Below are 22,088 nucleotides of genomic sequence, written 5' to 3'. Positions count from 1 at the left end.
GGTCAGGGCCGTCCCTAGCAGAAACAACGCGGAAGTGCGCTGAAACAGGGGTCTAGCGCGCCGCGAAAAGAAAAGCATTGCCAATTAACCTCCCTCACAGTCCATATGCATGCCAGCAGTCGACGTGGCGATTTACCCGCGAGTCGTCCATCAAGGTCTGCTGCGCAGGGGTTGTTCTGGTTATAGGCGACTGACTTTAAGCCTCAGGCAAGGTTCCGGCAATTCAATAGAAGCCCGGGCACGGTGCTGAAAAACGCACGCACAGGAAAATCCGGCAAGGCAAGGGGCCGGTTAAAGAGAGGAAAGAGAAGAAAAACGCGGGAGGGGTGTCATGGGAGCCGCTATCGATGACGGCTCCCGACAGGTCTTGCCGGTTACGGTGTGCGTAACCGTAACACTTAACGCCAGAACGGCTTGTGCAGTTCTTCGTAACGCTGGGCTTCAGTGATACCGGCGTCGGCCAGCATACGGGCATCCAGGCGGGCCAGCTCGTTGCGGCTGACGATACGACGATGCCAGACCGACAGCGTTGTCAGAACGCGCAGCACCAGCGAAGTATTGGATTTAGAAGCGTTTGAAGCGGTGAATGAGTTGGAACGTAGGGTGTGTTCCATGATGCTTTCCTTCCTGCTTATGACAGGTAGCTAACTATTTAAGATGCGCACATTGTCGTGCCGCGGAAGTGTTACCGCCATAAACAGTCAGGAAGAATTGTGCAGGAGCAGAAGCGAGAAAATGGAAACTGTTATGGTCCAAATTGGGTCAATCTGTAACGCAACGCACCATAAATAGGCATTTTTGCGTTACCGATGGAAACAAGACCTGCGTTTTCATAACAGCATGGCGCGTTTGGCGCCGAGAGATAATCCTTTTTTACCCAAGCGCCGCAGAAATGTCTACCTTTTTGCCGCTTCGTCTCAGAAAAAAGCCCTGAAACGGTGCGTAGTTCTTTCTGACAGGACTTGCCACTATGCCGAGAACAACTGAACAGAGCAGGCAGTCTCGTACGGTGTAGATCAGACGTGCCGGCGTTACAAAAAGGGAGCAGCTATTAATGAAGAAACCAGGAAGGGAAGACCGGTAACGAGCCCTCGTTACCGGTCCTGGAGGATCAACGGCTTTGCGAGGCCGTCATCAGGGTAGCGTTGCTACGATCCCTGGCGCCTAGCCAGGAACCGATGGCAACCACAACCAAGGCCAGCAGGCCGGTGGCCAGGATTTCCATGCGGTGCGCTTCTGTCATTAGCATGATACCCAGCGCCATGATGATGAAGCCGATCACCAGCCAGGTCAGCCAAGGGAACAACCACATGCGGCACTCGATGGGCTGACCACTTGCGTTCAGCTTGCGACGCATGCGCAGCTGCGACACGGCAATCACCAGATAAACCAGCAGGGCCACTGCACCAGAGGTTGCCAACAGGAAGCTGAACACGGCCTCCGGCATGGTGAAGTTAGCGATCGTCGTTGCAAAGCCCACAGCAGTGCTCGCCAAAACGGCGGCACGCGGCACGCCGCCAGCAGCCGTCCGGCCAAAGGCAGCCGGTGCATCACCCCGGCGGCTCAGGGAGAACAGCATGCGCGATGCCGTATAAAGCGCCGAGTTCAGGCAGCTCGCCACCGCAACCAGCACCACCAGATCAACGATCAGCTTGGCGTGGGGAATAGACAGAAACTCCAGCGCACGCTGGTAGGAGCCTACCACCGGAAGTTGCGGATCCTGCCAGGGCACGACGGAGATGACCAGGAAGATCGAGACGATATAAAACAGACCGATACGCCAGATGACCGAGTTGGTCGCCTTGCCGATCTGCTTGGAAGGGTTTTTCGACTCGGCCGCAGCAATGGTTACGATCTCGGTGCCCATGAAGCTGAACATGGTGGTCAACAGTGCCCCGATGACGGCATTGAAGCCGTTGGGCATGAAGCCGCCATGGGCAGCCATCAGCGTACCCAGGCCGCTGACTTCGCGCCCTGGCAGTGCTCCGACCATGGCCACGGCGCCCAGTACGATGAATGCGATGATCGCGAGTACCTTGAGCAGCGCGAACCAGAATTCAAACTCACCATACTTGGCGACGCTGAAGAGGTTGGTCACCGTCAGAAAGGCTGTAATCGCCAGCGCGAACTGCCAGGTGGCAATTGCCGGAAACCAGGCATTGAGGATGGCCGCAGCCGCCACCGCTTCGAGCGGAATCACCAATACCCAGAACCACCAGTACAACCAGCCGATGGTAAAGCCGGCCCAGCGTCCGATGGCCTGATGGGCATAGGACGAAAAGGAGCCGGTATCTGGCGAGGCCACGGCCATTTCACCGAGCATTCGCATCACCAGCACCACAAGGGTTCCAGCCAGGGCATAGGCCAGCAGTACGGCAGGCCCTGCCGCGGCAATGGCATGACCTGAGCCCACAAAGAGCCCGGCACCGATAACACCGGCAATGGAAAGCATGGTGACGTGGCGCGGTTTCAGCGCCGGAGAAAGGGAGGTTCCATCCGAAGAAGACTGTTTCGTTATTGTCATAATAATGCCTGTCACTTGCTGAAATGATTTAGCGCAAGGCTAAGTAACCCTGCCATATCAGCGATACTTGGACGGCTTTTCAACTCTATAAACGACGTTTCCCTGGCTCTAGCGAGGAATCAGTCACAAAAATGTCGCATATATGACTTATTCAACAGGCCTGCGACACCATGAAGCATTGCCTTCAGGTGCAACCCGAGCCACGTAGCAGGTTCTAATGAAGCACCGTCCATGAAACATCGCCATGAATCCGCTTCCTGCCCATACGGCTACTGATCATCGCCTGCAGGCCATGCACGAACAGGGTTTCGTCTTGCTGCATGGTGTGCTGAGTCCCGCTCTGGTCGACGAAGTCCGCGCGGCCATTGATCAGCTGGAGGCCATCCACTGGGACTACACCGGTCTCGTTGACCATTACAAATGCGTTTTCAATCGCGATCCCGTATGGCTGCCTTACCTGGATCTGCCCGGCGTGATCGAGCTGGTCGAAGCGTCCCTAGGCGAAGATTGCCATATCATTGGGCAGACAGCCTGGCGCTGCCACCCCGGCTTTATCGGCGCAGACCTGCACGTGGATTACCTGGCGATGACACTGCCCCGGTCCCTGCTGGCAGACCCGACATTTGAACTGCCCATGCAGATCTGTACCGCCCAGGTCTATCTGGATGAGATCACCGAGGACCTGTGCCCGACGCTGGTCATTCCAGGCAGCCACCGCGCAGGTCGTAAACCACTGGAAGGCGAGACAAACTGGCAAGGCCGGGAGGCGCAGCCGGTGCTCTGCCAGCCGGGCGACGTGCTGTTTCTGCGCAGCGAGCTGTGGCATGCCGGCAGCCGCAACCGCACCCGTGACCGGACCCGCTATCTTCTCCAGATTCATTATGGCCGGCGCATGGTGGCTCAGAAGTTCTCACCTTACCTCGCCTGGCAGTTCAATCCGGCGGTGCTGGATGCCTGTACGCCCCGACAGCGACGCCTACTCGGCGAGCATGAACCGGCAGAATACGACTGAGTTGACGCCGAAATATTCTGTTACACGAATCGTTGATGTGCTTTTGACCGATTTTTGACCTGCTCCCCTGCACCTTAGGGCCACTGAAGTGCCATCCATGCGCTCAGCTTTCTCTCCCCATCGAGCCCTTGAGCAGGGAACAACAATGAACAAACTTCCTCAGATTACCCTTGCATTCTGGGTCATGAAAATCTGCGCCACGACATTAGGCGAGACGGCCGGTGACCTGCTGTCAATGACCCTGGATATAGGCTATGCCTTGAGTTCCCTGATTCTGATCAGTGCGTTTCTGGTCACCCTGGTTGCCCAGCTATCAGTCAAACGCTACATCCCCCCGCTGTACTGGGCGGTGATCCTGTCGACCAGCACGGCGGGTACAACCATGTCCGACTTTATGGATCGAACCCTGGAGCTGGGCTACGCCACCGGTTCGGCCGTGCTGATCATGATCCTAATCGCAATTTTCGTGCTGTGGCGCCTGAGCGGTACATCGTTCTCGGTCGACAGGATCCATACCTTCAAAGCCGAGCTGTTCTACTGGGTTACGATTCTGCTCTCCAACACGCTGGGTACCGCCCTGGGTGATTACCTGGCCGACGACTCGGGCCTGGGTTTTGCGGGGGGAGCGCTGCTGATTGGCAGCATTATCGGTGTGATCGTACTGGCCCACTTTTTCACACGCCTCTCGACCATTCTGCTGTTCTGGATGGCGTTTATTCTCACCCGTCCGTTTGGCGCCACGCTGGGCGACTTCCTGACCAAGGCGCATGACAAGGGTGGTCTGGATTTGGGTACGGTCGGATCCTCCGCCATCCTGGGCGCCGCTCTGGTGATACTCGTAATCGGTGCCTGCGTGGCGCAAAACCTTCGTGCCCGTCAGAACGCTTTACCGGCTGCCCTTTAGCCCGGCACGCCTCAAGTCTGCACAAAGGCTCGAGGCTTGCTGGTTCACGCTTTTGCGATATCGCCCTGTGAGCGAGGAGTAGAAGCGACCAATGACCGGTCCCACTTGTATCGTGATCCACCGCCGACCGGAGCCTTTTCATGTTGTTATCTGCCTACCGCACTTGCGCTCGCCTGCTGATCGGCGCCTTGTTTCTACTGGGTCTTGCAGCCTGTAGCACCTTGGGCCAGCGGGATCCGTTGCGAATTGCCGTGGCAGGCATCGAACCGCTGCCAGGACAAGGGCTGGAAATGCGCTTCAATGTGAAGCTGCGTGTGCAGAACCCAAACGATACAGCCATCGACTACAACGGCCTGGCGCTGGACATGGATATCAACGGCCAGCCGCTAGCCAGCGGTGTCAGCAGCCAGAGTGGCAGCGTACCTCGATATGGCGAGACGGTACTGACCGTTCCGGTTACCGTCTCGGCTTTCTCGGCTGTACGCCAGTTCTGGGGCTTTGCCGAGCATACCCCTACCAAAAGCGTGCCCTATACCATCCACGGCAAGCTGGCAGGGGGTCTTTTGGGAACAGTACGGTTCAAGGACAAGGGCGAGTTGACGCTGCCTGAATCGACAGGGGCCGGCACCTGGTAGGTACAGACGGCGCTACCAGAGCGTTTGCTGGAAAACGGGTCGGTCAACCACACGACAGGCCCCATCACAAACGAAACGGAACCAGGTTCCGCTGCCGAATAGCTGGAGTTGTCGTTCTGCCAGACCGTAGCTAGGATCAGGCTCTTCTTCAAGGCGAGCCGTACCGATGAACATCGATACAGAGTCTGGCGCTGCAGTCTATTCTCCCTTGACCCTGGCCCTGTATGACGTCTGGGTGCTGGGAATTTCCAACCGCTTTGCCTGGCAATGCGGTACACGGGATGTTCTATTACCGTTCTTCAAGCGTCATGTCGGTACGCAGCATCTGGACGTTGGCGTGGGGACCGGTTTTTATCTGGCAAAGGCAGATCTGCCAGACACCGCTGATATCACGCTGATGGACCTCAATACCAGCAGCCTTGCTGCTGCCAAGCGCAGGGTGAGCCGCGTATCGACACGAACCGTGCGGCATGACGTCATGCAGCCCTGGCCTGTGCCCGCTCAGTTCGATTCCATCTCACTTTTCTATCTGTTGCATTGCCTTCCAGGCACCCTGACTGACAAGGCGCACGTTTTTGCCAACCTGAAGCCACACCTGAAGTCTGAGGGCGTCTTGTTTGGAGCAACCATCCTGGGCGACCGAGCCGGGCATAACGGGTTTGGACGCACACTGATGAATGTCTATAACCGCAAGGGCATCTTTTCCAACCGTCATGACGACGTGCCAGGATTGAAGCACGCCTTAGGCACTCATTTCGAGCAGGTAAATATCACTGTAGAAGGCAAGGTGGCGTTGTTTACCGCTCGCCGCCCCGTCAGCTGACAGGCCTTACGAGGTGGCCTCGGCAGATGGATGCTCATGGCGCTCGGCCGCCGGACTGTGGTCGAAGTAACGTTTGTACTCGCGGCTGAACTGGGACGCACTCTGGTAGCCAACCTGGAGCGCTACCTGGGAGACGTTGAACCGCTGAGCCACGAGCAGTTGCTGTGCCTTGATAAGCCGCAGCCGCTTCAGGTACTGCACAGGTGACACCAGGGTGCTGCGTTTGAAGTGCTCATGAAACGCCGACGTGCTCATGTTGGCGCAGCGGGCCAGCTGATCGACGTTCAGCGGCTCGGCGTAGTGGTGATGCAGATACGTCAACGAGGCCGCGATCCGGGCAAACTGCCCCCGCTGCTCGACCAGTGCCTTCAGTGCCCCGCCCTGCGGCCCTCGCAACGCCACGAACAAGACCTCGCGCAGGCGCATCGCGCCCAAGATCCGGCATTCCAGCGGATCGTGCAGGCACCGCAGCAGTCGCTCCACCGCCTCCCGCATGGCGGTGTCGAGTGGGGAAGACACCATGGACTCTGGCGTCTGCACACGGGCCGGCTGAACCTCTTCCGGTCCCATCGCCAGCACCAGCTCGCCCAATACGCTTCGGTCAATGCCAATGGACACTCCCAGTAAGGGGGCCTCAGGTGTTGCGAACGTCTCACACTCGAACGGCACGGGCAGCGCCTGGACGAGGTAATGGCCGGCACCGTATTCCAGGGTTCGCTCGCCGAGATAGGCCAGCTTGCTGCCTTGCGCCACCACCATCAGGCTGGGCTCGTAGATCTGAGGCGATCGCGACACATTGCTGCGCGCCGTCACGATTTGGACCTGTTCCATAGGCGTTGGCAAAAACCCTTCGCGTGTGGCAAGTGGCTGGATCAGGGAAACCAGGGTGGCATTGGCATCGAGATGGCGGGTCAGCTGCATGGAAACGGCATCGGCAAGAGAAACAGGCATTACCATAATCGCAAAAACAGAAAGGTAAAGAGCCTATAACACCTACATGCTGGAGAAATAGGCATAAGCTCAGGAGGAATCGTCATGACCTGTCCTCGCCGATTCCTCACAATAGGCCTCCCCCCTTTTCGATGAGTCTGATGCGGCGCCTGCCATCACCCAACGGTGATGTGCGTTGCCTATGCCAGGCAGTCGCCAGATTCGAAGCGCTATCTTTTGTCTTGTGAGGCTCTATATGACCAAAGCATTCGGCTATGCCGCCCTGTCGCCTACCACCCCTCTTGCCCCGCACACCTTTGTGCGCCGTGCTCCGCGCAACGACGATGTAGCCATTGAGATCCTGTACTGTGGTGTGTGCCACTCCGATATCCATCAGGCCCGTAACGAATGGGGAATTGCGGTATATCCGCTGATGCCCGGCCACGAAATCGTAGGCAAGGTGACCGCTGTGGGCGCTGATGTCAGCCGCTACAAGGTAGGCGATCTGGTTGGCGTAGGCTGTATGGTCGACTCCTGCCGTCATTGCGAAGCATGCCAGAAGGATCTTGAGCAGTATTGCCTGGAAGGTCCTACCATGACCTACGCTTCCCCGGATCGCGTGGATGGCAGCAATACCATGGGTGGCTACTCCGACAGCATCGTGGTCAGCGATCGCTTCGTTGTGAGCATTCCTGAAAAGCTGGATCTGGCTTCCGCAGCACCTATCCTGTGCGCCGGTATCACCACTTATTCGCCGCTCAAGCACTACGGTGTAAAGGCAGGCGACAAGGTAGGCGTACTGGGCATGGGTGGCCTGGGCCACATGGGCATCAAGTTCGCCAAGGCCATGGGCGCGGAAGTCACCGTGTTTACCCGCTCACTGTCCAAGGTGGACGAGGCCAAGCGTCAGGGCGCGGACCATGTGATCGTCTCTACCGATGACGCTCAGATGAAAGCTGCAGCCGGTCGTTTCGACTTCCTGCTCGACACCATCCCCGTGCAGCATGACTTGAATCCCTACCTCGAAACCCTGCGCTTTGACGGTGTGCATATCCTGGTCGGCCTGATCGAGCCCATCGAGCCCGCCGTTCATGCAGGCAACCTTGTCATGAAGCGTCGCGTGATTGCCGGCTCGCTCATCGGCGGCATAGCAGAAACTCAGGAGGTACTGAATTTCTGCGCCGAGCACGGCATTACCTGCGATATCGAGATGCTGGATATCCGTAACATCAACGACGCCTACGAACGCATGATTAAGGGCGATGTGAAATACCGCTTCGTCATCGACATGGCGACACTGAAGGCGGCACAGGCCTGATGCTGAGGCGGGGCAGCTCAGGCTGCTCCGCTACTGCTCAAACCTTAATCGCACAATCCGCTTTCACACCTGCCAATTCAGCCTACACTCTGGGCACGTCTTCTGATGCAGAACACGCATGCCTACAACAATACGCACACTGACTTTCACCGCGCTGGCCATGCTGGCCTTTGCGGGCAACTCCCTGCTTTGCCGTCTGGCGCTCAAGCACGCTGAAATCGACCCGGCCAGTTTTACAACGCTACGCATTTTTTCAGGCGCACTCGTGCTGTGGCTTCTACTACGCCAGCAGAACGGCAAACCGGCCGGCAACTGGCCTTCGGCAATCTATCTCTTTATCTACGCGGCGGCCTTTTCCTTTGCCTATACGCACCTGGAAGCAGGTACGGGTGCACTGCTGCTCTTTGGGGCAGTGCAGGTCACCATGATCAGCCTCGGGCTGTTACGTGGCGAGCGGCTGAACCGTTGGGCGACGGCAGGGCTGCTTCTTGCGTTGGGTGGGCTAGTCGTCCTGCTCCTACCCGGTGCGACCGCGCCTTCGTTGACGGGTGCACTGTTGATGCTGGCATCCGGCGTAGCCTGGGGGCTCTACTCCCTCAAGGGCCGAGGGGTTACCAGCCCGCTGGCCGCTACGGCGGGCAACTTCCTGCTGGCGTCTGTTCCGGCGCTGCTCATCAGCCTGGCCTCGATTGCCTATAGCCATTCGGATCTGATGGGAGTGCTCTACGCCATACTCTCGGGTGCCGTTACCTCGGGACTGGGATATGCGCTCTGGTATACCGCCCTGCGAGGGCTGGGCTCATTGCAAGCCGCTACGGTACAGCTCAGCGTACCGGTACTGACGGCCCTGGCTGGCGCGCTGCTGTTGGGCGAAGCCCTGACGTTACGCCTGTTGCTCACCGCCCTGGCTGTGCTGGGCGGTATCGCGTTGGTGCTTAATACCCGGCAGAAGCCTTGAACCTCTGCCGGAAAGTTTTACGAGCGCTTCATCAGCCTCAGCGCCATCAGTCCCAATCCTGCAATCGCCACCGATGACACCACCGGGTGTTTGGACATTTTCACGTAATAGCTGCGCGAGCGATACGAGCAGCCCTGATGCGTACCACGCTCATGCAACCCGTAACCCGGCTCGTACAAGGCATTGTCCTTCCGGCTACGGGAGGGCCGGTCGGCATACTGGGAGTGGTACATGATCTTGTTCATCAGCTTGTCGGTCAGCCGCGGCGACAGCGCCGACAGCCATGCCAGAACCTTGGCCTCGCTGCCCACGAACATATCCCGTTTGGGATTTTCCGCAGCGAACAAAATAGCCTCGGCCACCGCCTCCGGGGGATAGATCATGCCCCGGTGTGCCGGCTGGTTGGGCATATAGCTACGGGCGTGCTCGTTATAGGGCGTATCGATTCGCGCCGGATGCACCAGCGTGACCGAGATGGGGTACTGCTTGTGTTCCAGCTCCATGCGCAGGGCATCGGTCCAACCGTGCAGGGCATGCTTGCTGGTCGAATAGGTCGACTGGACCGGCGTTGCCCGATCACCGAAAAAGCTGCCCACATTGATGATCGCACCCGGGCCGCCACGCTTGATGAAATAACTGGCCGCCAGACGCGAACCGTAGACGACACCCCAGAAATTAGTGTCGAACATGCGCTTCATGTCTTCGATGGTCACTTCCAGGCAATCGCCAAAAATGGAAACGCCAGCGTTATTGACCCAGGTATCGATATCGCCAAACGTCTCGATAGCCTGCTCAGCAATGCGGGAAACATCCTCTTCCTTGCCAACATCCGCCACCACATAGGCCGCCTGACCGCCCTGCTGCTGAATCTCGGCGCACAATTGCTGGAGCGCCTCTTCATTCCGCGCCGCTACAACGACCTTGGCACCGGCACGCCCAGCCATGCGGGCTGTGACCAGCCCAATGCCGCTGGACGCCCCGGTAATCACTATCACCTGTTGGCTGAGAGGCTTGAGAGGTAGCTTCGCCATGTTCATCTCCTGTCAGAAAGGTATCTATAGTCCTGACAGGAGCCTCGCAGGAGGGTTCGGCTGATTTCAAAATGCCAGACTACCGGAGCGTGTGTAGATTCAAGGTGCGCTCCACTTCACTCAATGCAGACTCATCATCCATCAAAGGGATGGCCTTCATGGCCTTGCTAGATGAAACGGGTTGAGTCATCTGCTCATTAACGGTCTCGGGCAGAGAGGCATTATCTTAAAGAATATAGCTGCCTAACGTGACGACAGCTGCTTTCCCATCGAAACCGACCGTACCCCGTAGCCCAGCTCCTCGTACAGCCGCTGCGCGTCCTCATTGAAGGCCCACACGGTGAGGCGCATATCCACTGCACCTTTCTCCTGGGCCCATTGCTCGGCTAGAACCATCAACGTACGGCCAACGCCCTCTCCCCGGCGCGTTTCGTCCACACAGATCGAGCCTACGTGGGCATAACGCATTGGATTGAAAAAGGAATGCGTTTCACTGATGAGGTAAACGCTGATGAACCCGATCAGTTCACTGTCCTCTTGCGCCACAAAGGTTGTGGCATTCGCCGCCCCAATCGCGCGCCGCCAATTCGCCTCGTCACGTCGCACGTCTTCGGCCGACGCAAAGATCTGCGGCCAAGCCTGGTGGTGCATGTCATTGAGCAGCTGCCCCAGCCTGGAAATGTCAGCGATGTCATCGGGTGTCGCTTCACGGTAGAGGGGCATTCGGATGCCTCTTCAGGAGTGATATATACATTTGATCAACTGCAGAACGGGCAACCTTGAGCCCCATAGATCAGTAAATACCTCCAAAGGGTGATAGCCCATGCGTTCATAAAAACCGCGTGTCCGAGCATATTCAGGGCTCGGATGACTGGCAGCCAGAGTTTTTACCTGCAGAAAGTGGGTGCCCCGATTACGCAGCCAAACTTCAGCCTGCTCATGAAGCCTTCTTCCAACACCCTGTCCATGACTATCAGGATGAACCGCTATGCAACTTATCTCCCAGGCACCGGGACAATGCTCCTTCAAGGAAATGAAGCCCAGCATTAAGTCCAGCTCATAAGCTGCAAAGGTAGGTAACGTACGAGTATCCTTGACATACTCCAGCAAGGCCGACTCGATTCCAAACCAGCGTGGAAGACTACGCAATAGCTGTTCGCATTGATCCGCAGCATCGAGTTCCGGTCCGACAATATTCATCTTTAATCTGCCTGTAAAAGAGAAATCTTGAGCTTAGCTCTCACATGTCGGGCGATCAGTTAAGGGCACGCTGATCTTCCTGTGTCGTCATAAGGGCAGCATCAATCGGGTCAAATGACCTATGCTGTACGTCATCACTCTTCACAACTGCAAGGAAGAAACATGAAACAGAACGGCTTTCTCCCGGCGCTGGCCTTTTCGACCATGCTGCTGACGGGAGCCGGCCTGTCCACTACGGTACAGGCACAAACCGCGCCTGGCGATGCACAGGGCAAGCCTACCGCGACAGAGACCTACGGTGACTGGTCGGTGATCTGCCGGAACGTTCCTGAAGAAGGCAAGGTTTGCGCCATGTCTCAGGTTATCAACAACAAGGATGGGCAGCGCATGCTGGCCATCGAGCTGCGTCCCGAAAAGGATGGTCTGGGCGGCTTCATGGTGTTGCCCTTTGGCGTTGCCGTAACCAAAGGCGTGCGCTTGCAGGTAGACGACCAGGACACCCGCACGGTGGATTTCCATACCTGTCTGCCAGTGGGCTGCATCGCTCCACTGGACTTTGACAACAACCAGCTCAAGGCCCTGCGCAAGGGCAAGGCGCTTAATGTAACGGCGGCCATCGCCACCGGCGGCGAGGCCCACGGCCCGCTGTCACTCAAAGGCTTTACCAAGGCAGCCGAGCGCACCCGTGCGCTAATGAAATAAGCTGACCGCTCTGGAAGGAGACTGGCATAGGCAGTCTCCTTCATGCCCTCATGCTCCTGCCTGGCGCGGTCTTGCCAAATCAGGAGCGTCGAACCATGCACTTGAATAGCGTTACCGCACATCACGCGGTTCTTTGGTACAAGGCTGATTGCGCCGGTCGATGCGTTGAGCATCATGATTAGGCGCTAACCGCTGCATCAGCGGAATGCGATAAAACCCTATATAATGTCAGGCTTTTATCGCCCACCAAGGAAGTCCAGTGAGCACATTGCCGCCCTGCCCTCAATGCAATTCCGAATTCACCTACGAAGACGGTACCCAGCTCGTTTGCCCAGAGTGCGGACACGAGTGGTCTGCCACCGAAACTGCGGAAGCCTCCGAGGGCGGCAAGGTCATCAAGGATTCAGTAGGCAATACGCTGCAGGACGGCGATACCGTTACGGTCATCAAGGATTTGAAAGTGAAAGGCTCATCCCTGGTCGTGAAGGTCGGCACCAAGGTCAAGAATATTCGTCTGGTTAAAGGCGATCACGATATCGATTGTAAGATCGACGGCATTGGCGCGATGAAGCTCAAGTCGGAATTCGTGAGAAAGGTCTGATACCTCGCTGATCCTGCCGTCCTTGGTTAGCGTGCCCTGTGAATAGACAGGGCAGCCACGCCGCATTACTGAACCGGCAGGAAGTTCATGAATAGCAGGCTTTGTGCGTAGCTCACCCCCAAGCGCCGATAACGCTCGTCCAGCACCTCGCTGATAAGATCGAGCCGCGCCACAATCTTGCCAAACTCCACCGCAAAGCTCAGGTTGCGTCCATCCTTGGACAACTGATTGGCCAGCAGTAAACGCTTACCCTGCAAGTCCTTGCGTTGCCCCAGCATCCAGGTTGCCTTTTCGATATTGCGGGCAGCATTGTTGATAAACTCGGCGCTGATCGTATCGGTGATATAGAACTCCATCCGACCGCCGTGGGCAGTGATCAGCATGGTGCCAATGGCATAGATGAACGCACCGGCCCGGTCGCCCTGAAACTCGGGACTCAAGGCATAGCTGAGCGCCTGGATATCCCTCAGGCCATTGAGCGAAGGCAGGTCACGGTTCTGCTCGATAGCCGTCTGGATGAGCTTTTCTGCCGCCTCGATCGTTGGCTGACCCGTCTTGCGCCACTCGGCCGGATTGCGGCGGTACAGCTTATCCAGCAGTCGATAGAGGCTGTTGAGGTTGTCACGCATCGCCAGCGTGGCCATACGGTCCACATTGGTCTGGAAGAACTCGCCGGCATCAGCCGAATCATCCTTGTTCATGATGTCGGAATGGCTGAGTTGCCCGCAGCCCCCCAACGTGAAGAGCAGGGAAACCACCAGCAGCATTGTGTAGCAAGGACGGTACAGCCGTACGCGTCGGATCAGCGCAGCGAGCGGAAAAAAACAGGGAAACACAGAGATCATCGGCTTTCGTCAATTACTGCCCGGACGCTTAGTCCCGCGCAAGGTAGGCCAGTTCAGCCGGACAGTAAAAACGATGCGCTCACCTGATGCTGTGCGATACCCCTAGGAAATAAAGATCGGCCCTTAAAAGTGCTGATTCGCAAATGCTGCGTTTAATCGACGCACGGTTTTCAACTCAAACAGTTAGCAAAAAATGCCAATTACGACACAACTGAGCAAAATATGTCGCAATTAGGCAATCCAGCAGTGGCGAAAAACCGCCAACCAGCGACATTAGTGGCGGATTACCGCCAACGCTTAGCAAAAGCTCTGCCGCCTCGTTAAGAGGGCTAGACCGATGGTACCCAAGAGACTTCCAGGCGGTGCTCTAGAGCGCCTGTCTTGAAATCATTGTGACATGGTATTGCACACCAGCGATCCCTACCGTTTCTCGGCATATTGCTTGCCCTATGATTTGTAGAGGCGAACTCTGCGTGTGCCGTCTAAGGTCGTTAATGATTAACGAATTCTGATATACATGCTGCCCTCACTGCCTCACCAATAATCACAACAAAGGAATACAGGTATGTTCAAGATGACGCTCAAGGCTCTGGCCTGCGCACTCGCGCTTGGTGCTGCCGGATTGGCTAATGCTGCAGATCCCATCGTAATCAAGTTCTCCCATGTCGTAGCCGAGCACACACCCAAAGGGCAAGGCGCCATTCTGTTCAAGAAGCTGGCGGAAGAGCGACTACCCGGCAAGGTAAAGGTCGAGGTCTATCCGAACTCGTCCCTGTTCGGCGACGGCAAGGAAATGGAAGCGCTGTTGCTGGGTGATGTGCAGATCATTGCGCCGTCACTGGCCAAGTTCGAGCATTACACCAAGCAGATACAGGTATTTGACCTGCCCTTCCTGTTCAATGACATGGCCGCCGTGGACCGCTTCCAGCAGAGCCCCGCGGGGCAGAACCTGCTCAAGTCCATGGAAGACAAGAACATCACCGGGCTGGGGTACTGGCATAACGGGCTGAAGCAGCTGTCTGCCAACAAGCCTTTACGCGAACCCAAGGATGCCCGTGGATTGAAGTTCCGTGTCCAGGCGTCTGCCGTGCTTGAAGAGCAGTTCAAGGCAGTGCGCGCTAACCCGCGCAAGATGAGCTTTGCCGAAGTATATCAGGGCCTGCAGACCGGTGTGGTCAATGGTGCTGAAAACCCTTACTCCAACATCTACAGCCAGAAGATGTATGAAGTGCAGAAGTACATCACCGAGTCCAACCACGGCCTTCTGGACTACATGCTGATCACCAATACCAAGTTCTGGAATGGTCTGCCTGCCGACGTGCGCAGCGAGCTGGACAAGATCGTTGTGGAAGTCACGGCTGAAGTGAACAAGCAGGCTGATGCCCTGAACCAGGGCGACAAGCAGCGCATCCTGGATGCCAAGACCACCGAGATCATCACCCTGACGCCTGAAGAGCGGGCCAAGTGGCGCGATGCCATGAAGCCGGTTTGGCAGAAGTTCGAAGGCGAGATCGGTGCTGACTTGATCAAGGCTGCTGACGCGTCCAACCAGATCTAAGCACACCCCTGTAGCGCAGGCGAGCCCAGTGCCGCCTGCGCAGTGACGGATGGGCGGCCCTCGGCTGGCCCATCCCACGTCTGCCCTGCTTGGCGGGAGATCAATCGATGAGCGCCCTACGACGTATCTGGGATCACTTCGAGGAAGGTTTCATTGCCTTTCTCCTGGCGGCCATGACGCTTGTGACCTTTACCTACGTAATCCTCAATAACTTCTATACGCCTTTCTATACCCTGGGCGACTACCTGGGCGGCAACGAAACGGTGCTGGCCATTGGTGACAAAATCCTCGACATGGCGCAGTCCATGACCTGGAGCAGCGCCCTGACCAAAGCCCTGTTCGCCTGGCTGATCTTTTTCGGTCTGGCCTATGGCGTGCGCACGGCAGGCCATATTGGTGTCGACGCACTGGTCAAGCTGGCCAGCAAGCCGGTTCAGCGCATCATTGGCCTGATCGCCTGTCTGTGCTGCCTGGGTTATGCGGGCCTCATCGCCGTTGCCAGCTTCGATTGGGTCCAGACTCTGCTAGGCGCCAGCATTGGCGCAGAGGACCTGGGCCATTTCGGGATCAAACAATGGCATATCACCCTGATCGTGCCGTTCGGCTATGCCATGGTATTCATTCGCTTCCTGGAAATTCTGGTCAGGATCATACGCAACCAGCAGACCGGCCTTGGGCTGGCCGACGAGGCCGCCGATGCCTTGAAACTCAAAGAGCATGAGGGAGAGAAACCATGACCGTCATCTTTCTCTTCGTCGTGCTGTTTGCACTGATGTTTATCGGCGTTCCGATTGCCGTGTCGCTGGGTCTGGCCGGCTCGGTCACCATCATGCTGTTCAGCCCCGACTCGGTTCGTTCACTGGCGATCAAGCTGTTCGAGACGTCCGAGCATTACACCCTGCTGGCGATTCCGTTCTTCCTGCTGTCTGGCGCGTTCATGACAACGGGCGGTGTGGCAAAGCGGCTGATCGATTTCGCTAACGCCTGCGTAGGCCACATCCGCGGCGGTCTGGCCATCTCGGCCGTACTGGCGTGCATGCTGTTTGCGGCCCTGTCCGGCTCGTCTCCGGCCACGGTGGCGGCGGTAGGTTCCATTGCCATTGCCGGGATGGTCCGCTCCGGCTACCCACAGGCTTTTGGTGCGGGAATCGTTTGTAATGCGGGCACCCTGGGCATTCTGATTCCACCGTCCATTGTGATGGTGGTTTATGCGGCGGCTACCGAGCAGTCGGTGGGCAAACTGTTCATGGCCGGCGTGATCCCCGGTCTGCTGCTGGGCGTGGTGTTGATGGTGGCGATCTATATCGTCGCCCGAAAGATGAACCTGCCCGCCTTGCCTCGTGCGTCGCTGCGTGAGCTTCTTACCACGGCGCGCAAGGCGATCTGGGGCTTGCTGCTGATGGTGATCATCCTCGGCGGGATCTATTCGGGCATGTTCACTCCGACCGAAGCCGCAGCTGTCGCCGCGGTCTATGCCGGATTCGTGGCCCTGTTCGTGTACAAGGACATGACCCTCCGCGACTGCCCGAAGGTGCTGCTGGAGTCCGGCAAGCTGAGCATCATGCTGATGTTCATCATTGCCAACGCCATGCTCTTTGCCCATGTACTGACTACGGAACAGATACCTCAGCAGATCACCGCCTGGGTGGTTGAAATGGGCCTGCAACCCTGGCAGTTCCTACTGGTGGTCAATATCCTGCTGCTGGTTGCCGGTGCGTTCATGGAGCCGTCGGCGATCATCCTGATCCTGGCGCCGATCCTCTTCCCCATCGCCGTTCAACTGGGAATAGACCCGATCCACCTGGGTATCATCATGGTCGTAAACATGGAGATCGGCCTGATCACGCCGCCGGTCGGGTTGAACCTGTTCGTAACATCCGCTGTGACAGGTATGCCGCTGGCGAATGTTATCCGCGCGGCCTGGCCGTGGCTGATGCTGCTGATCAGCTTCCTGCTGATCATCACTTACATCCCGGCGATCTCGCTGGCGTTGCCTAACTGGCTGGGCATGAGCTGATCGCTTACTGTGCCCATCCTTGCAGCCCGGCTTTTATGCCGGGCTGTTTCATTTCGTTTAAAAGAACAGAGGCACGCGGTCAAACAGATGCAAGCGGTGGAAAAATAGCTCATCTGCCCACAACGCCTCATGCAGCAGCACGATGATCCAGAAGACAGCCTGATAGCTCACCTTGCGGGTCTTGTGGCGAAAGACCTGTTGCGCCACAAGACCACCCGGCCAACCGCCGGCCAACTCAAGTATGTGCAGGGTTTTCTCAGGAATACGCCGCTGCGCCTTCAGTGCGCTCTGCTTGTCATGCCGATAGAACAGGAAGGCCACCAGGCTTGCGCTACCATAGAGGGCCAGCGGGAAGAGGCTGTATCGTGTAGACAGAACATGCAAACTTCCCCAAACAGGCAACACGCAAAGTACCGCGAAGAGGACGAGCTTGACCGGCAGGTCCTGGATACCGCCATGGCGCTGTTGACGCGGACGTGGTGTCTGGGCAGACCGGGAAGCCGTTCTGGCAGGCGTGGATCGTTGACGGATGGACGGTTTGTCCAGCGTCATGCCTGCATTCAGACGAATATGCTCCGCCCGCAGACGCCCTTTGCCGTCAGGCCCCGCGACATACAGGACCTTTTCACCGGCTACCGGCCGCCGATCACCCCGTACCGCTGAAATATGAGCGAACACCTCATCCCCGCCCTGCTCCGGCCGGATGAACCCAAAGCCCTTTTCGTCATTCCAGCTCTTCAACGTCCCGCGCTGTTCCATCGTCCGCTCTGCCTGGAAAAAGCAGGCATGCTACCGGAACGACAGAAGTCAGTAACAGGGCGGACAGTGGATGGGTATTGCGTGCCCTACCCATCCGCTTACCTCTAAGTACTTCGGAAACGCATCCTCCGCTCAACCCTTTCGGCTGTCTTACTTACCCGTTCAGCTCAGGCCTCTGGCGTCAGCAATTCGATCAATGCCTGCGTTGCCTCGGGAATAGACAGGCGCGCTGTGTCGATTTCGCAATCAGCATCATAAGGTGGCTCGTAGGGACTATCGAACCCGGTAAAATTGTGGATTCTTCCCTCCCGCGCGGCGCGGTACAGCCCCTTGGGATCACGCCGTGCACACTCCTCAAATGATGTGCTGACGTACACGCAACGAAACTGGCCCGGCTCGAACAAGGCCCGCGCGGCATCACGATCGGCCTGGAACGGTGAAATCGCCGAGACGATCACCACCAATTCCCGCCTCTACCATCAGCTTCGCCACCTCGGCTATTCGCCGGATATTTTCGCTCCGCTCCGCCGCCGACATCCCCAGGTCACGGCATAGCCCATTGCGCAGGTTATCGCCGTCCAGCACGTAGGCATGCAGCCCGCGCTGGTGCAGTGCCAGATCAAGACTGTTCGCCAGGGTAGACTTGCCCGCACCGGAAAGCCCGGTCAGCCACAGGCAATAAGGCTTTTGCCCCAACGCCTGTGCACGCGCCGAGGCGGGCAGGGTCAGATCATAAGGCCGGATACAGCTTCCCATCGGTGTCCTCACGCATAACCTAATAATTCGAAATCACGTGCATACACCCGGCGAATCAGCCGCCGTGTGCGCGCCGTACAAAAGGCATGCGCGGGCCCCGCCTCCCGCTGCCGCGACGGATTGATATGTGGCAACGTCGCCGACAGGTCCAAGATATCCGTCAGTCGAGCGAAGTCTTCCTCAAGCGACTCCTGGCGCCCAATGAAATCCATTGCCAGTCGCCCCAGGGAATCTGTCAGAAAGTCGGTCTGCGGCGCGAAGTGAATCTGCCTCCGGATGTTGTCCTCATGCAGCCACTGTGCGACGAACGTATTGAAATTGTCATAGCGCGACATCAACCGCCATGCGGAAAGATCACGCGCGATGGGCTCATTTCCCTTTAAAAAGGCAAATGCCGAATACGCTCGCTCCAGCGGATGGCGCACAAAGGTAAATTTGAAACTCTGTTCGAAGGCCTCAGGAAACTGCTGCTCATACCAATACAGCGGCAGATGCCCCGGTCGCCAGCCATCAAACAAGGCCTTGCACAGGCTGCTTCCGGCGCACTTGGGTACATGGATGAATAGGCAGTTTTGATCGGCAAACGGCCTGGGAAAAATCACATTCCCGGACATGACCTTGTTCACCACTTGCCGATCGACCACTGAAAGACGACCCAGCAGAAAGCTTCGCTGCGCCTTGGGGATAAGCTTCCATAGATACCGCTGCAACATACCTGTTTGTACCGCCTGAATTTTGCGCAAAGCCATCCGTAGATACACATGGCTGAAAAGGCGAAAAGGCTAGCAGAGGCCCTCGCCATTTAAGGTTTTGAGTAGGTAAAAGCCATGTAAAGGCGCTGATACAGAAGCGATCTGCCTCACGCGGCTACTTTCGTTCTGAATAGGCGTAAAAACCGCTCTACAGTAGACTTTCGGCCATTTCGCCTGCTATGCGGCTGTGTATCGCCTGGGTAAAGTCGGCACGACAGCCGGGAGGGCTGTGCTTAGATAGCTCAACAACACGACAAGGACCGGGTATGAAACAAGCACCCCTTCTTTCTACAGCTGCACTGGCGTTGGGCCTGTTTGGCAGCGTTGCGCTGGCCGATCAGGAGCCGCCGCCCCGCGGCCAGCATGACCGTATGCCGCCGCCCGCGGCGTTTGAAGTGTGCGAAGGTAAGCCTGTCGGCGCGCCAGTCATGCTTACTCTGCCTGACGGCAAGGCACTCAAAGGCGTCTGCAAGGACTTCCAAGGCCGGCTCGCCGCCATGCCTGAGCATATGCCACCGCCACCCAAAGACGGCGCCCCGCCCGGCTCTCCGCCAGATGCGCGATAGCCTCTATAAAAAACCGCCTCTAAGGGCGGTTTTTTTATAGCTAATCCAGAGTGCGTCTAAGCGCCCCGACCTTTCCTGTACTTCTGAGGCAGGTGCGCCTCCAGCCAACGGCGCAGGGGGCCGATTAGAAAACGTTGAATCAACAGCCCCAGGCCAATGACTACGATCAGGTGGGGGATGAGGCTCCACAGGGGAATGGTGACCACATCGCCCAACACATCGCTGACGGCATCACTGATCGCGTCGCTAGCGGCCTCATGCGCCTGGGTAAAGAAGGCCAACAGATGCCGCGTCCACGGGTCGATCAGGCTGATCATGGGTGTGTGGATGGCAAAGATGCACAGCGATGCCTCACCCAGCCGCCGGGCCAGTTGTTGCAGGGAGGCGCTTTCCGGTGCGCGGAAGGTAGCGCACGCCAGCAGTAGCAAGCCCTGAAAAGGCGTTAGCAGACCGTTATGAACCAGATAGAACCAACGGCGGCCGTCCTGTTGCAAGAGCCATGCCCCGATGAAAAGGCCACTCAAGCCAACGGCAATCAGGCAGTACCGGTAGCGCTCTGCCAGTTGGGCCAGAGAAGGCTCCTGCAAGGCGCGATAAAGAATGATGCCAATCAAAAACTCTGGCAGGCGAATCACCGGGTTGCGATGGATAACGCCTACGGTCACATAGTCATAGGCATGCAGCCAGGTCGCCAACAAAGGCACCAGCAGGTAAGCGCCCCATAATGCGAACCCTATCAGTATCCAGCGGCGCGCCGCCATCAGGCGTGGCGCAAGCAAGGGGAACAGGATATAGAAGAACAGCAGGGCAGAAATGGACCAGGTCGCACCGTTGAGCCAGAGAAAGCGCGGCTCCCAGGACTGAAGCAGCAGGATCTGCATCAAGATATGAACACCTGCCATGAGCCAGGAGATGGGCAGCAATTCCTCCAGCCCCTCGCCATCCTCCAGCGACGCGTAGGGATGCTGGTTGTAATACACGGGCACACCGTCTGCCGAGGGGGCATTCATCGCCAGTACACCCAGCGCGATGGCCAACGTCATCAGGTGGATGGGATAGAGATTGCACAATCGCCGCGCGATAAAGCCGGCCTGGCTGCCCTTCATTTTGCCCTGATCATCCAGGCAGACATGCGCCAGCAGAAAGCCGGACAACAGGAAGAAAGTGCTAGTTGCGTAAAAGCCCATGCCGACGAGCTTTTGAAAAAGCCACGGTGCGTCACCGTACAGGCCGCCCAGGTGGTAGACCACCATGTAAAGGGCCATCAGAAAACGAAGCCATTCAAGGCCGTAGTAATGCTTGGTCATAGTGAAGGCGAAACGATCAAAGCAGTCATCGAACCGTCATTATGCCAACATTGGACGCCGGCTCGTTGCAGGATGTGTTAGCGCGCTGAAACACCTTGGCCACACATCGACCGCCTTCCCTGAAACATCAATTTCCGCAATGGTCGTTATCTCTGCGCTTCATTTCTAGCATCAAGCGATTGATTCGATAATGAACGTATCGAATCTTCTTGCTGAGGCAACCATGAACACGCTTATCCAACACGGTAAGGCAGCCTTGCTGATCGCGCCCCTGTTACTGGCAGGCTGTGCAATCAGTGCCCCCTTTAACGCAGCCCCTGAAAGCAACACAGCTCAGGCACCGGCTAGAACCCAGGGCGGATCGCTGACCGTCAATCGCATCGAGCCCGCTGCCGGACAATACGTCCTGAGCCTCTCGACAACAGCGCAGCACCCCTCCTACTCGGATTGCAGCACTGCGCTGATCACCTCCGGCACGGACCAGTTCCAGGCCGATGTTGTGCAACGCCAGCAGTACACCAAGTCGGACTACAACGTCACGTACGACGTGACGCTGAGCAACGCTCAGATGCAGCATCTGGCAGGTAATGACACCTTGAACGTTCAGCTCTGCAATGTTCAGTACTCGGTGTCACACGCACAGATCAATGACCTGCAAGCCAAGTTTCTGGCCGTGACCAAACCGACTCCTCAGGCTTGAACATATCCACCGTTGCCCAGTGTTAACGGAAAAACAAAACCGCCCTTAGAGGCGGTTTTTTGTAGCAGCTGAAAGGGTTATGGCTTTGCCTCCCAGAAGAGGCTGCCAGACGCACGCAAATCTCTGTGGAGGCTGGCTGAAAATCCGACAAACGAGACATAGCACACACTTTAAATTAGGCGTATGTTAG

The 22,088-nt window shown here is 57.3% G+C and carries 23 protein-coding genes and 1 pseudogene; 13 read left to right on the top strand and 11 right to left on the bottom strand.

Annotated features, from left to right (window positions below):
- Positions 1–398 precede the first annotated feature (398 nt).
- Complete coding sequence (locus AC4LF3_RS01530) at positions 399–614, bottom strand: DUF1127 domain-containing protein (protein WP_010796659.1); 216 nt, start codon at positions 612–614, stop codon at positions 399–401.
- 497 nt (positions 615–1,111) lie between these two features.
- Positions 1,112–2,524, bottom strand: a complete 1,413-nt coding sequence (gabP, locus tag AC4LF3_RS01525) for a GABA permease (protein ID WP_491834667.1) — start codon at positions 2,522–2,524, stop codon at positions 1,112–1,114.
- Positions 2,525–2,768: 244 nt separating this feature from the next.
- Between gabP and AC4LF3_RS01520 the strand changes: the two genes are divergently transcribed.
- The 4 genes from AC4LF3_RS01520 (at position 2,769) to AC4LF3_RS01505 (ending at position 5,898) form a co-directional block, all read left to right on the top strand.
- A complete protein-coding gene (locus AC4LF3_RS01520) occupies positions 2,769–3,536 on the top strand; it encodes a phytanoyl-CoA dioxygenase family protein (protein WP_416613907.1) in 768 nt (255 codons plus the stop codon).
- Between the two features lie 145 nt (positions 3,537–3,681).
- Positions 3,682–4,440 (top strand): COG4705 family protein, encoded by a 759-nt coding sequence (locus tag AC4LF3_RS01515; protein ID WP_074821488.1) that lies wholly within the window; start codon positions 3,682–3,684, stop codon positions 4,438–4,440.
- Positions 4,441–4,580: 140 nt separating this feature from the next.
- Complete coding sequence (locus AC4LF3_RS01510; RefSeq protein ID WP_010796655.1) at positions 4,581–5,075, top strand: LEA/WHy family protein; 495 nt, start codon at positions 4,581–4,583, stop codon at positions 5,073–5,075.
- Positions 5,076–5,241: 166 nt separating this feature from the next.
- Positions 5,242–5,898 (top strand): class I SAM-dependent methyltransferase, encoded by a 657-nt coding sequence (locus AC4LF3_RS01505; RefSeq protein WP_491834666.1) that lies wholly within the window; start codon positions 5,242–5,244, stop codon positions 5,896–5,898.
- Between the two features lie 6 nt (positions 5,899–5,904).
- Here AC4LF3_RS01505 and AC4LF3_RS01500 read toward each other — a convergent pair whose 3' ends face one another.
- Complete coding sequence (locus tag AC4LF3_RS01500) at positions 5,905–6,819, bottom strand: AraC family transcriptional regulator (RefSeq protein WP_491836232.1); 915 nt, start codon at positions 6,817–6,819, stop codon at positions 5,905–5,907.
- Positions 6,820–7,084: 265 nt separating this feature from the next.
- Between AC4LF3_RS01500 and AC4LF3_RS01495 the strand changes: the two genes are divergently transcribed.
- A complete protein-coding gene (locus AC4LF3_RS01495; RefSeq protein ID WP_491834665.1) occupies positions 7,085–8,146 on the top strand; it encodes an NAD(P)-dependent alcohol dehydrogenase in 1,062 nt (353 codons plus the stop codon).
- A gap of 118 nt (positions 8,147–8,264) precedes the next feature.
- A complete protein-coding gene (locus AC4LF3_RS01490) occupies positions 8,265–9,104 on the top strand; it encodes a DMT family transporter (RefSeq protein ID WP_475254446.1) in 840 nt (279 codons plus the stop codon).
- A 17-nt stretch (positions 9,105–9,121) separates the two neighbouring features.
- Here AC4LF3_RS01490 and AC4LF3_RS01485 read toward each other — a convergent pair whose 3' ends face one another.
- From AC4LF3_RS01485 to AC4LF3_RS01475, 3 genes are all read right to left on the bottom strand, one after another.
- Positions 9,122–10,135, bottom strand: a complete 1,014-nt coding sequence (locus AC4LF3_RS01485) for an SDR family oxidoreductase (protein ID WP_491834664.1) — start codon at positions 10,133–10,135, stop codon at positions 9,122–9,124.
- Between the two features lie 243 nt (positions 10,136–10,378).
- Complete coding sequence (locus AC4LF3_RS01480; RefSeq protein WP_312272216.1) at positions 10,379–10,858, bottom strand: GNAT family N-acetyltransferase; 480 nt, start codon at positions 10,856–10,858, stop codon at positions 10,379–10,381.
- Between the two features lie 12 nt (positions 10,859–10,870).
- Complete coding sequence (locus AC4LF3_RS01475; RefSeq protein WP_313550113.1) at positions 10,871–11,335, bottom strand: GNAT family N-acetyltransferase; 465 nt, start codon at positions 11,333–11,335, stop codon at positions 10,871–10,873.
- 162 nt (positions 11,336–11,497) lie between these two features.
- Here AC4LF3_RS01475 and AC4LF3_RS01470 point away from each other — a divergent pair, with 162 nt between their 5' ends.
- Complete coding sequence (locus tag AC4LF3_RS01470; RefSeq protein ID WP_185749705.1) at positions 11,498–12,037, top strand: invasion associated locus B family protein; 540 nt, start codon at positions 11,498–11,500, stop codon at positions 12,035–12,037.
- A 259-nt stretch (positions 12,038–12,296) separates the two neighbouring features.
- Positions 12,297–12,638 carry a zinc ribbon domain-containing protein YjdM gene (locus AC4LF3_RS01465; RefSeq protein WP_312272214.1) on the top strand — a complete coding sequence of 114 codons (342 nt, stop codon included), beginning with the start codon at positions 12,297–12,299 and terminating at the stop codon, positions 12,636–12,638.
- 65 nt (positions 12,639–12,703) lie between these two features.
- Here AC4LF3_RS01465 and AC4LF3_RS01460 read toward each other — a convergent pair whose 3' ends face one another.
- On the bottom strand, positions 12,704–13,483 hold the full coding sequence (locus AC4LF3_RS01460) for a hypothetical protein (RefSeq protein WP_407362720.1): 780 nt from the start codon (positions 13,481–13,483) through the stop codon (positions 12,704–12,706).
- Positions 13,484–14,048: 565 nt separating this feature from the next.
- Between AC4LF3_RS01460 and dctP the strand changes: the two genes are divergently transcribed.
- The 3 genes from dctP (at position 14,049) to dctM (ending at position 17,058) form a co-directional block, all read left to right on the top strand.
- Complete coding sequence (dctP, locus tag AC4LF3_RS01455; protein WP_010796643.1) at positions 14,049–15,041, top strand: C4-dicarboxylate TRAP substrate-binding protein DctP; 993 nt, start codon at positions 14,049–14,051, stop codon at positions 15,039–15,041.
- Positions 15,042–15,148: 107 nt separating this feature from the next.
- On the top strand, positions 15,149–15,778 hold the full coding sequence (locus AC4LF3_RS01450) for a TRAP transporter small permease (protein ID WP_010796642.1): 630 nt from the start codon (positions 15,149–15,151) through the stop codon (positions 15,776–15,778).
- A complete protein-coding gene (gene dctM / locus AC4LF3_RS01445; protein WP_150348221.1) occupies positions 15,775–17,058 on the top strand; it encodes a C4-dicarboxylate TRAP transporter large permease protein DctM in 1,284 nt (427 codons plus the stop codon). The genes AC4LF3_RS01450 and dctM overlap by 4 nt, the downstream gene beginning before the upstream one ends.
- A gap of 57 nt (positions 17,059–17,115) precedes the next feature.
- On the opposite strand, the gene AC4LF3_RS01440 is transcribed toward dctM, so the two are convergent.
- The 3 genes and pseudogenes from AC4LF3_RS01440 to AC4LF3_RS01430 form a co-directional block, all read right to left on the bottom strand.
- The gene (locus AC4LF3_RS01440; RefSeq protein WP_491834663.1) at positions 17,116–17,817 is read right to left on the bottom strand and encodes a DUF1294 domain-containing protein; all 702 of its coding nucleotides are present in this window, start codon (positions 17,815–17,817) and stop codon (positions 17,116–17,118) included.
- Between the two features lie 167 nt (positions 17,818–17,984).
- Positions 17,985–18,573: pseudogene (cysC, locus tag AC4LF3_RS01435) on the bottom strand (adenylyl-sulfate kinase).
- Between the two features lie 8 nt (positions 18,574–18,581).
- Positions 18,582–19,286: a sulfotransferase family 2 domain-containing protein gene (locus tag AC4LF3_RS01430; protein ID WP_416614029.1), complete on the bottom strand. Its 705-nt coding sequence runs from the start codon at positions 19,284–19,286 to the stop codon at positions 18,582–18,584.
- A gap of 305 nt (positions 19,287–19,591) precedes the next feature.
- On the opposite strand from AC4LF3_RS01430, the gene AC4LF3_RS01425 reads away from it, so the two are divergent.
- Complete coding sequence (locus tag AC4LF3_RS01425) at positions 19,592–19,891, top strand: hypothetical protein (protein ID WP_181123629.1); 300 nt, start codon at positions 19,592–19,594, stop codon at positions 19,889–19,891.
- A 56-nt stretch (positions 19,892–19,947) separates the two neighbouring features.
- Here the strand turns inward: AC4LF3_RS01425 and AC4LF3_RS01420 are convergent, their stop codons facing one another.
- Positions 19,948–21,198 carry an acyltransferase family protein gene (locus AC4LF3_RS01420; RefSeq protein WP_239382290.1) on the bottom strand — a complete coding sequence of 417 codons (1,251 nt, stop codon included), beginning with the start codon at positions 21,196–21,198 and terminating at the stop codon, positions 19,948–19,950.
- A 223-nt stretch (positions 21,199–21,421) separates the two neighbouring features.
- Here AC4LF3_RS01420 and AC4LF3_RS01415 point away from each other — a divergent pair, with 223 nt between their 5' ends.
- On the top strand, positions 21,422–21,898 hold the full coding sequence (locus tag AC4LF3_RS01415; protein WP_475254432.1) for a hypothetical protein: 477 nt from the start codon (positions 21,422–21,424) through the stop codon (positions 21,896–21,898).
- Positions 21,899–22,088 lie beyond the last annotated feature (190 nt).

The organism is Pseudomonas sp. C2.3V, from assembly GCF_058536325.1.
The sequence above is the reverse complement of the archived record's forward strand: the minus strand, read 5'-3'. Positions and strand labels throughout refer to the sequence as shown.

Excerpts from the sequence above, each read along its gene's own strand:
- AC4LF3_RS01530 (WP_010796659.1), bottom strand. The coding sequence starts at position 614 with ATGGAACACACCCTACGTTCCAACTCATTCACCGCTTCAAACGCTTCT.
- gabP (WP_491834667.1), bottom strand. The coding sequence starts at position 2,524 with ATGACAATAACGAAACAGTCTTCTTCGGATGGAACCTCCCTTTCTCCG.
- AC4LF3_RS01520 (WP_416613907.1), top strand. The coding sequence starts at position 2,769 with ATGAATCCGCTTCCTGCCCATACGGCTACTGATCATCGCCTGCAGGCC.
- AC4LF3_RS01515 (WP_074821488.1), top strand. The coding sequence starts at position 3,682 with ATGAACAAACTTCCTCAGATTACCCTTGCATTCTGGGTCATGAAAATC.
- AC4LF3_RS01510 (WP_010796655.1), top strand. The coding sequence starts at position 4,581 with ATGTTGTTATCTGCCTACCGCACTTGCGCTCGCCTGCTGATCGGCGCC.
- AC4LF3_RS01505 (WP_491834666.1), top strand. The coding sequence starts at position 5,242 with ATGAACATCGATACAGAGTCTGGCGCTGCAGTCTATTCTCCCTTGACC.
- AC4LF3_RS01500 (WP_491836232.1), bottom strand. The coding sequence starts at position 6,819 with ATGCAGCTGACCCGCCATCTCGATGCCAATGCCACCCTGGTTTCCCTG.
- AC4LF3_RS01495 (WP_491834665.1), top strand. The coding sequence starts at position 7,085 with ATGACCAAAGCATTCGGCTATGCCGCCCTGTCGCCTACCACCCCTCTT.
- AC4LF3_RS01490 (WP_475254446.1), top strand. The coding sequence starts at position 8,265 with ATGCCTACAACAATACGCACACTGACTTTCACCGCGCTGGCCATGCTG.
- AC4LF3_RS01485 (WP_491834664.1), bottom strand. The coding sequence starts at position 10,135 with ATGGCGAAGCTACCTCTCAAGCCTCTCAGCCAACAGGTGATAGTGATT.
- AC4LF3_RS01480 (WP_312272216.1), bottom strand. The coding sequence starts at position 10,858 with ATGCCCCTCTACCGTGAAGCGACACCCGATGACATCGCTGACATTTCC.
- AC4LF3_RS01475 (WP_313550113.1), bottom strand. The coding sequence starts at position 11,335 with ATGAATATTGTCGGACCGGAACTCGATGCTGCGGATCAATGCGAACAG.
- AC4LF3_RS01470 (WP_185749705.1), top strand. The coding sequence starts at position 11,498 with ATGAAACAGAACGGCTTTCTCCCGGCGCTGGCCTTTTCGACCATGCTG.
- AC4LF3_RS01460 (WP_407362720.1), bottom strand. The coding sequence starts at position 13,483 with ATGATCTCTGTGTTTCCCTGTTTTTTTCCGCTCGCTGCGCTGATCCGA.
- dctP (WP_010796643.1), top strand. The coding sequence starts at position 14,049 with ATGTTCAAGATGACGCTCAAGGCTCTGGCCTGCGCACTCGCGCTTGGT.
- AC4LF3_RS01450 (WP_010796642.1), top strand. The coding sequence starts at position 15,149 with ATGAGCGCCCTACGACGTATCTGGGATCACTTCGAGGAAGGTTTCATT.
- dctM (WP_150348221.1), top strand. The coding sequence starts at position 15,775 with ATGACCGTCATCTTTCTCTTCGTCGTGCTGTTTGCACTGATGTTTATC.
- AC4LF3_RS01440 (WP_491834663.1), bottom strand. The coding sequence starts at position 17,817 with ATGGAACAGCGCGGGACGTTGAAGAGCTGGAATGACGAAAAGGGCTTT.
- AC4LF3_RS01430 (WP_416614029.1), bottom strand. The coding sequence starts at position 19,286 with ATGTTGCAGCGGTATCTATGGAAGCTTATCCCCAAGGCGCAGCGAAGC.
- AC4LF3_RS01425 (WP_181123629.1), top strand. The coding sequence starts at position 19,592 with ATGAAACAAGCACCCCTTCTTTCTACAGCTGCACTGGCGTTGGGCCTG.
- AC4LF3_RS01420 (WP_239382290.1), bottom strand. The coding sequence starts at position 21,198 with ATGACCAAGCATTACTACGGCCTTGAATGGCTTCGTTTTCTGATGGCC.
- AC4LF3_RS01415 (WP_475254432.1), top strand. The coding sequence starts at position 21,422 with ATGAACACGCTTATCCAACACGGTAAGGCAGCCTTGCTGATCGCGCCC.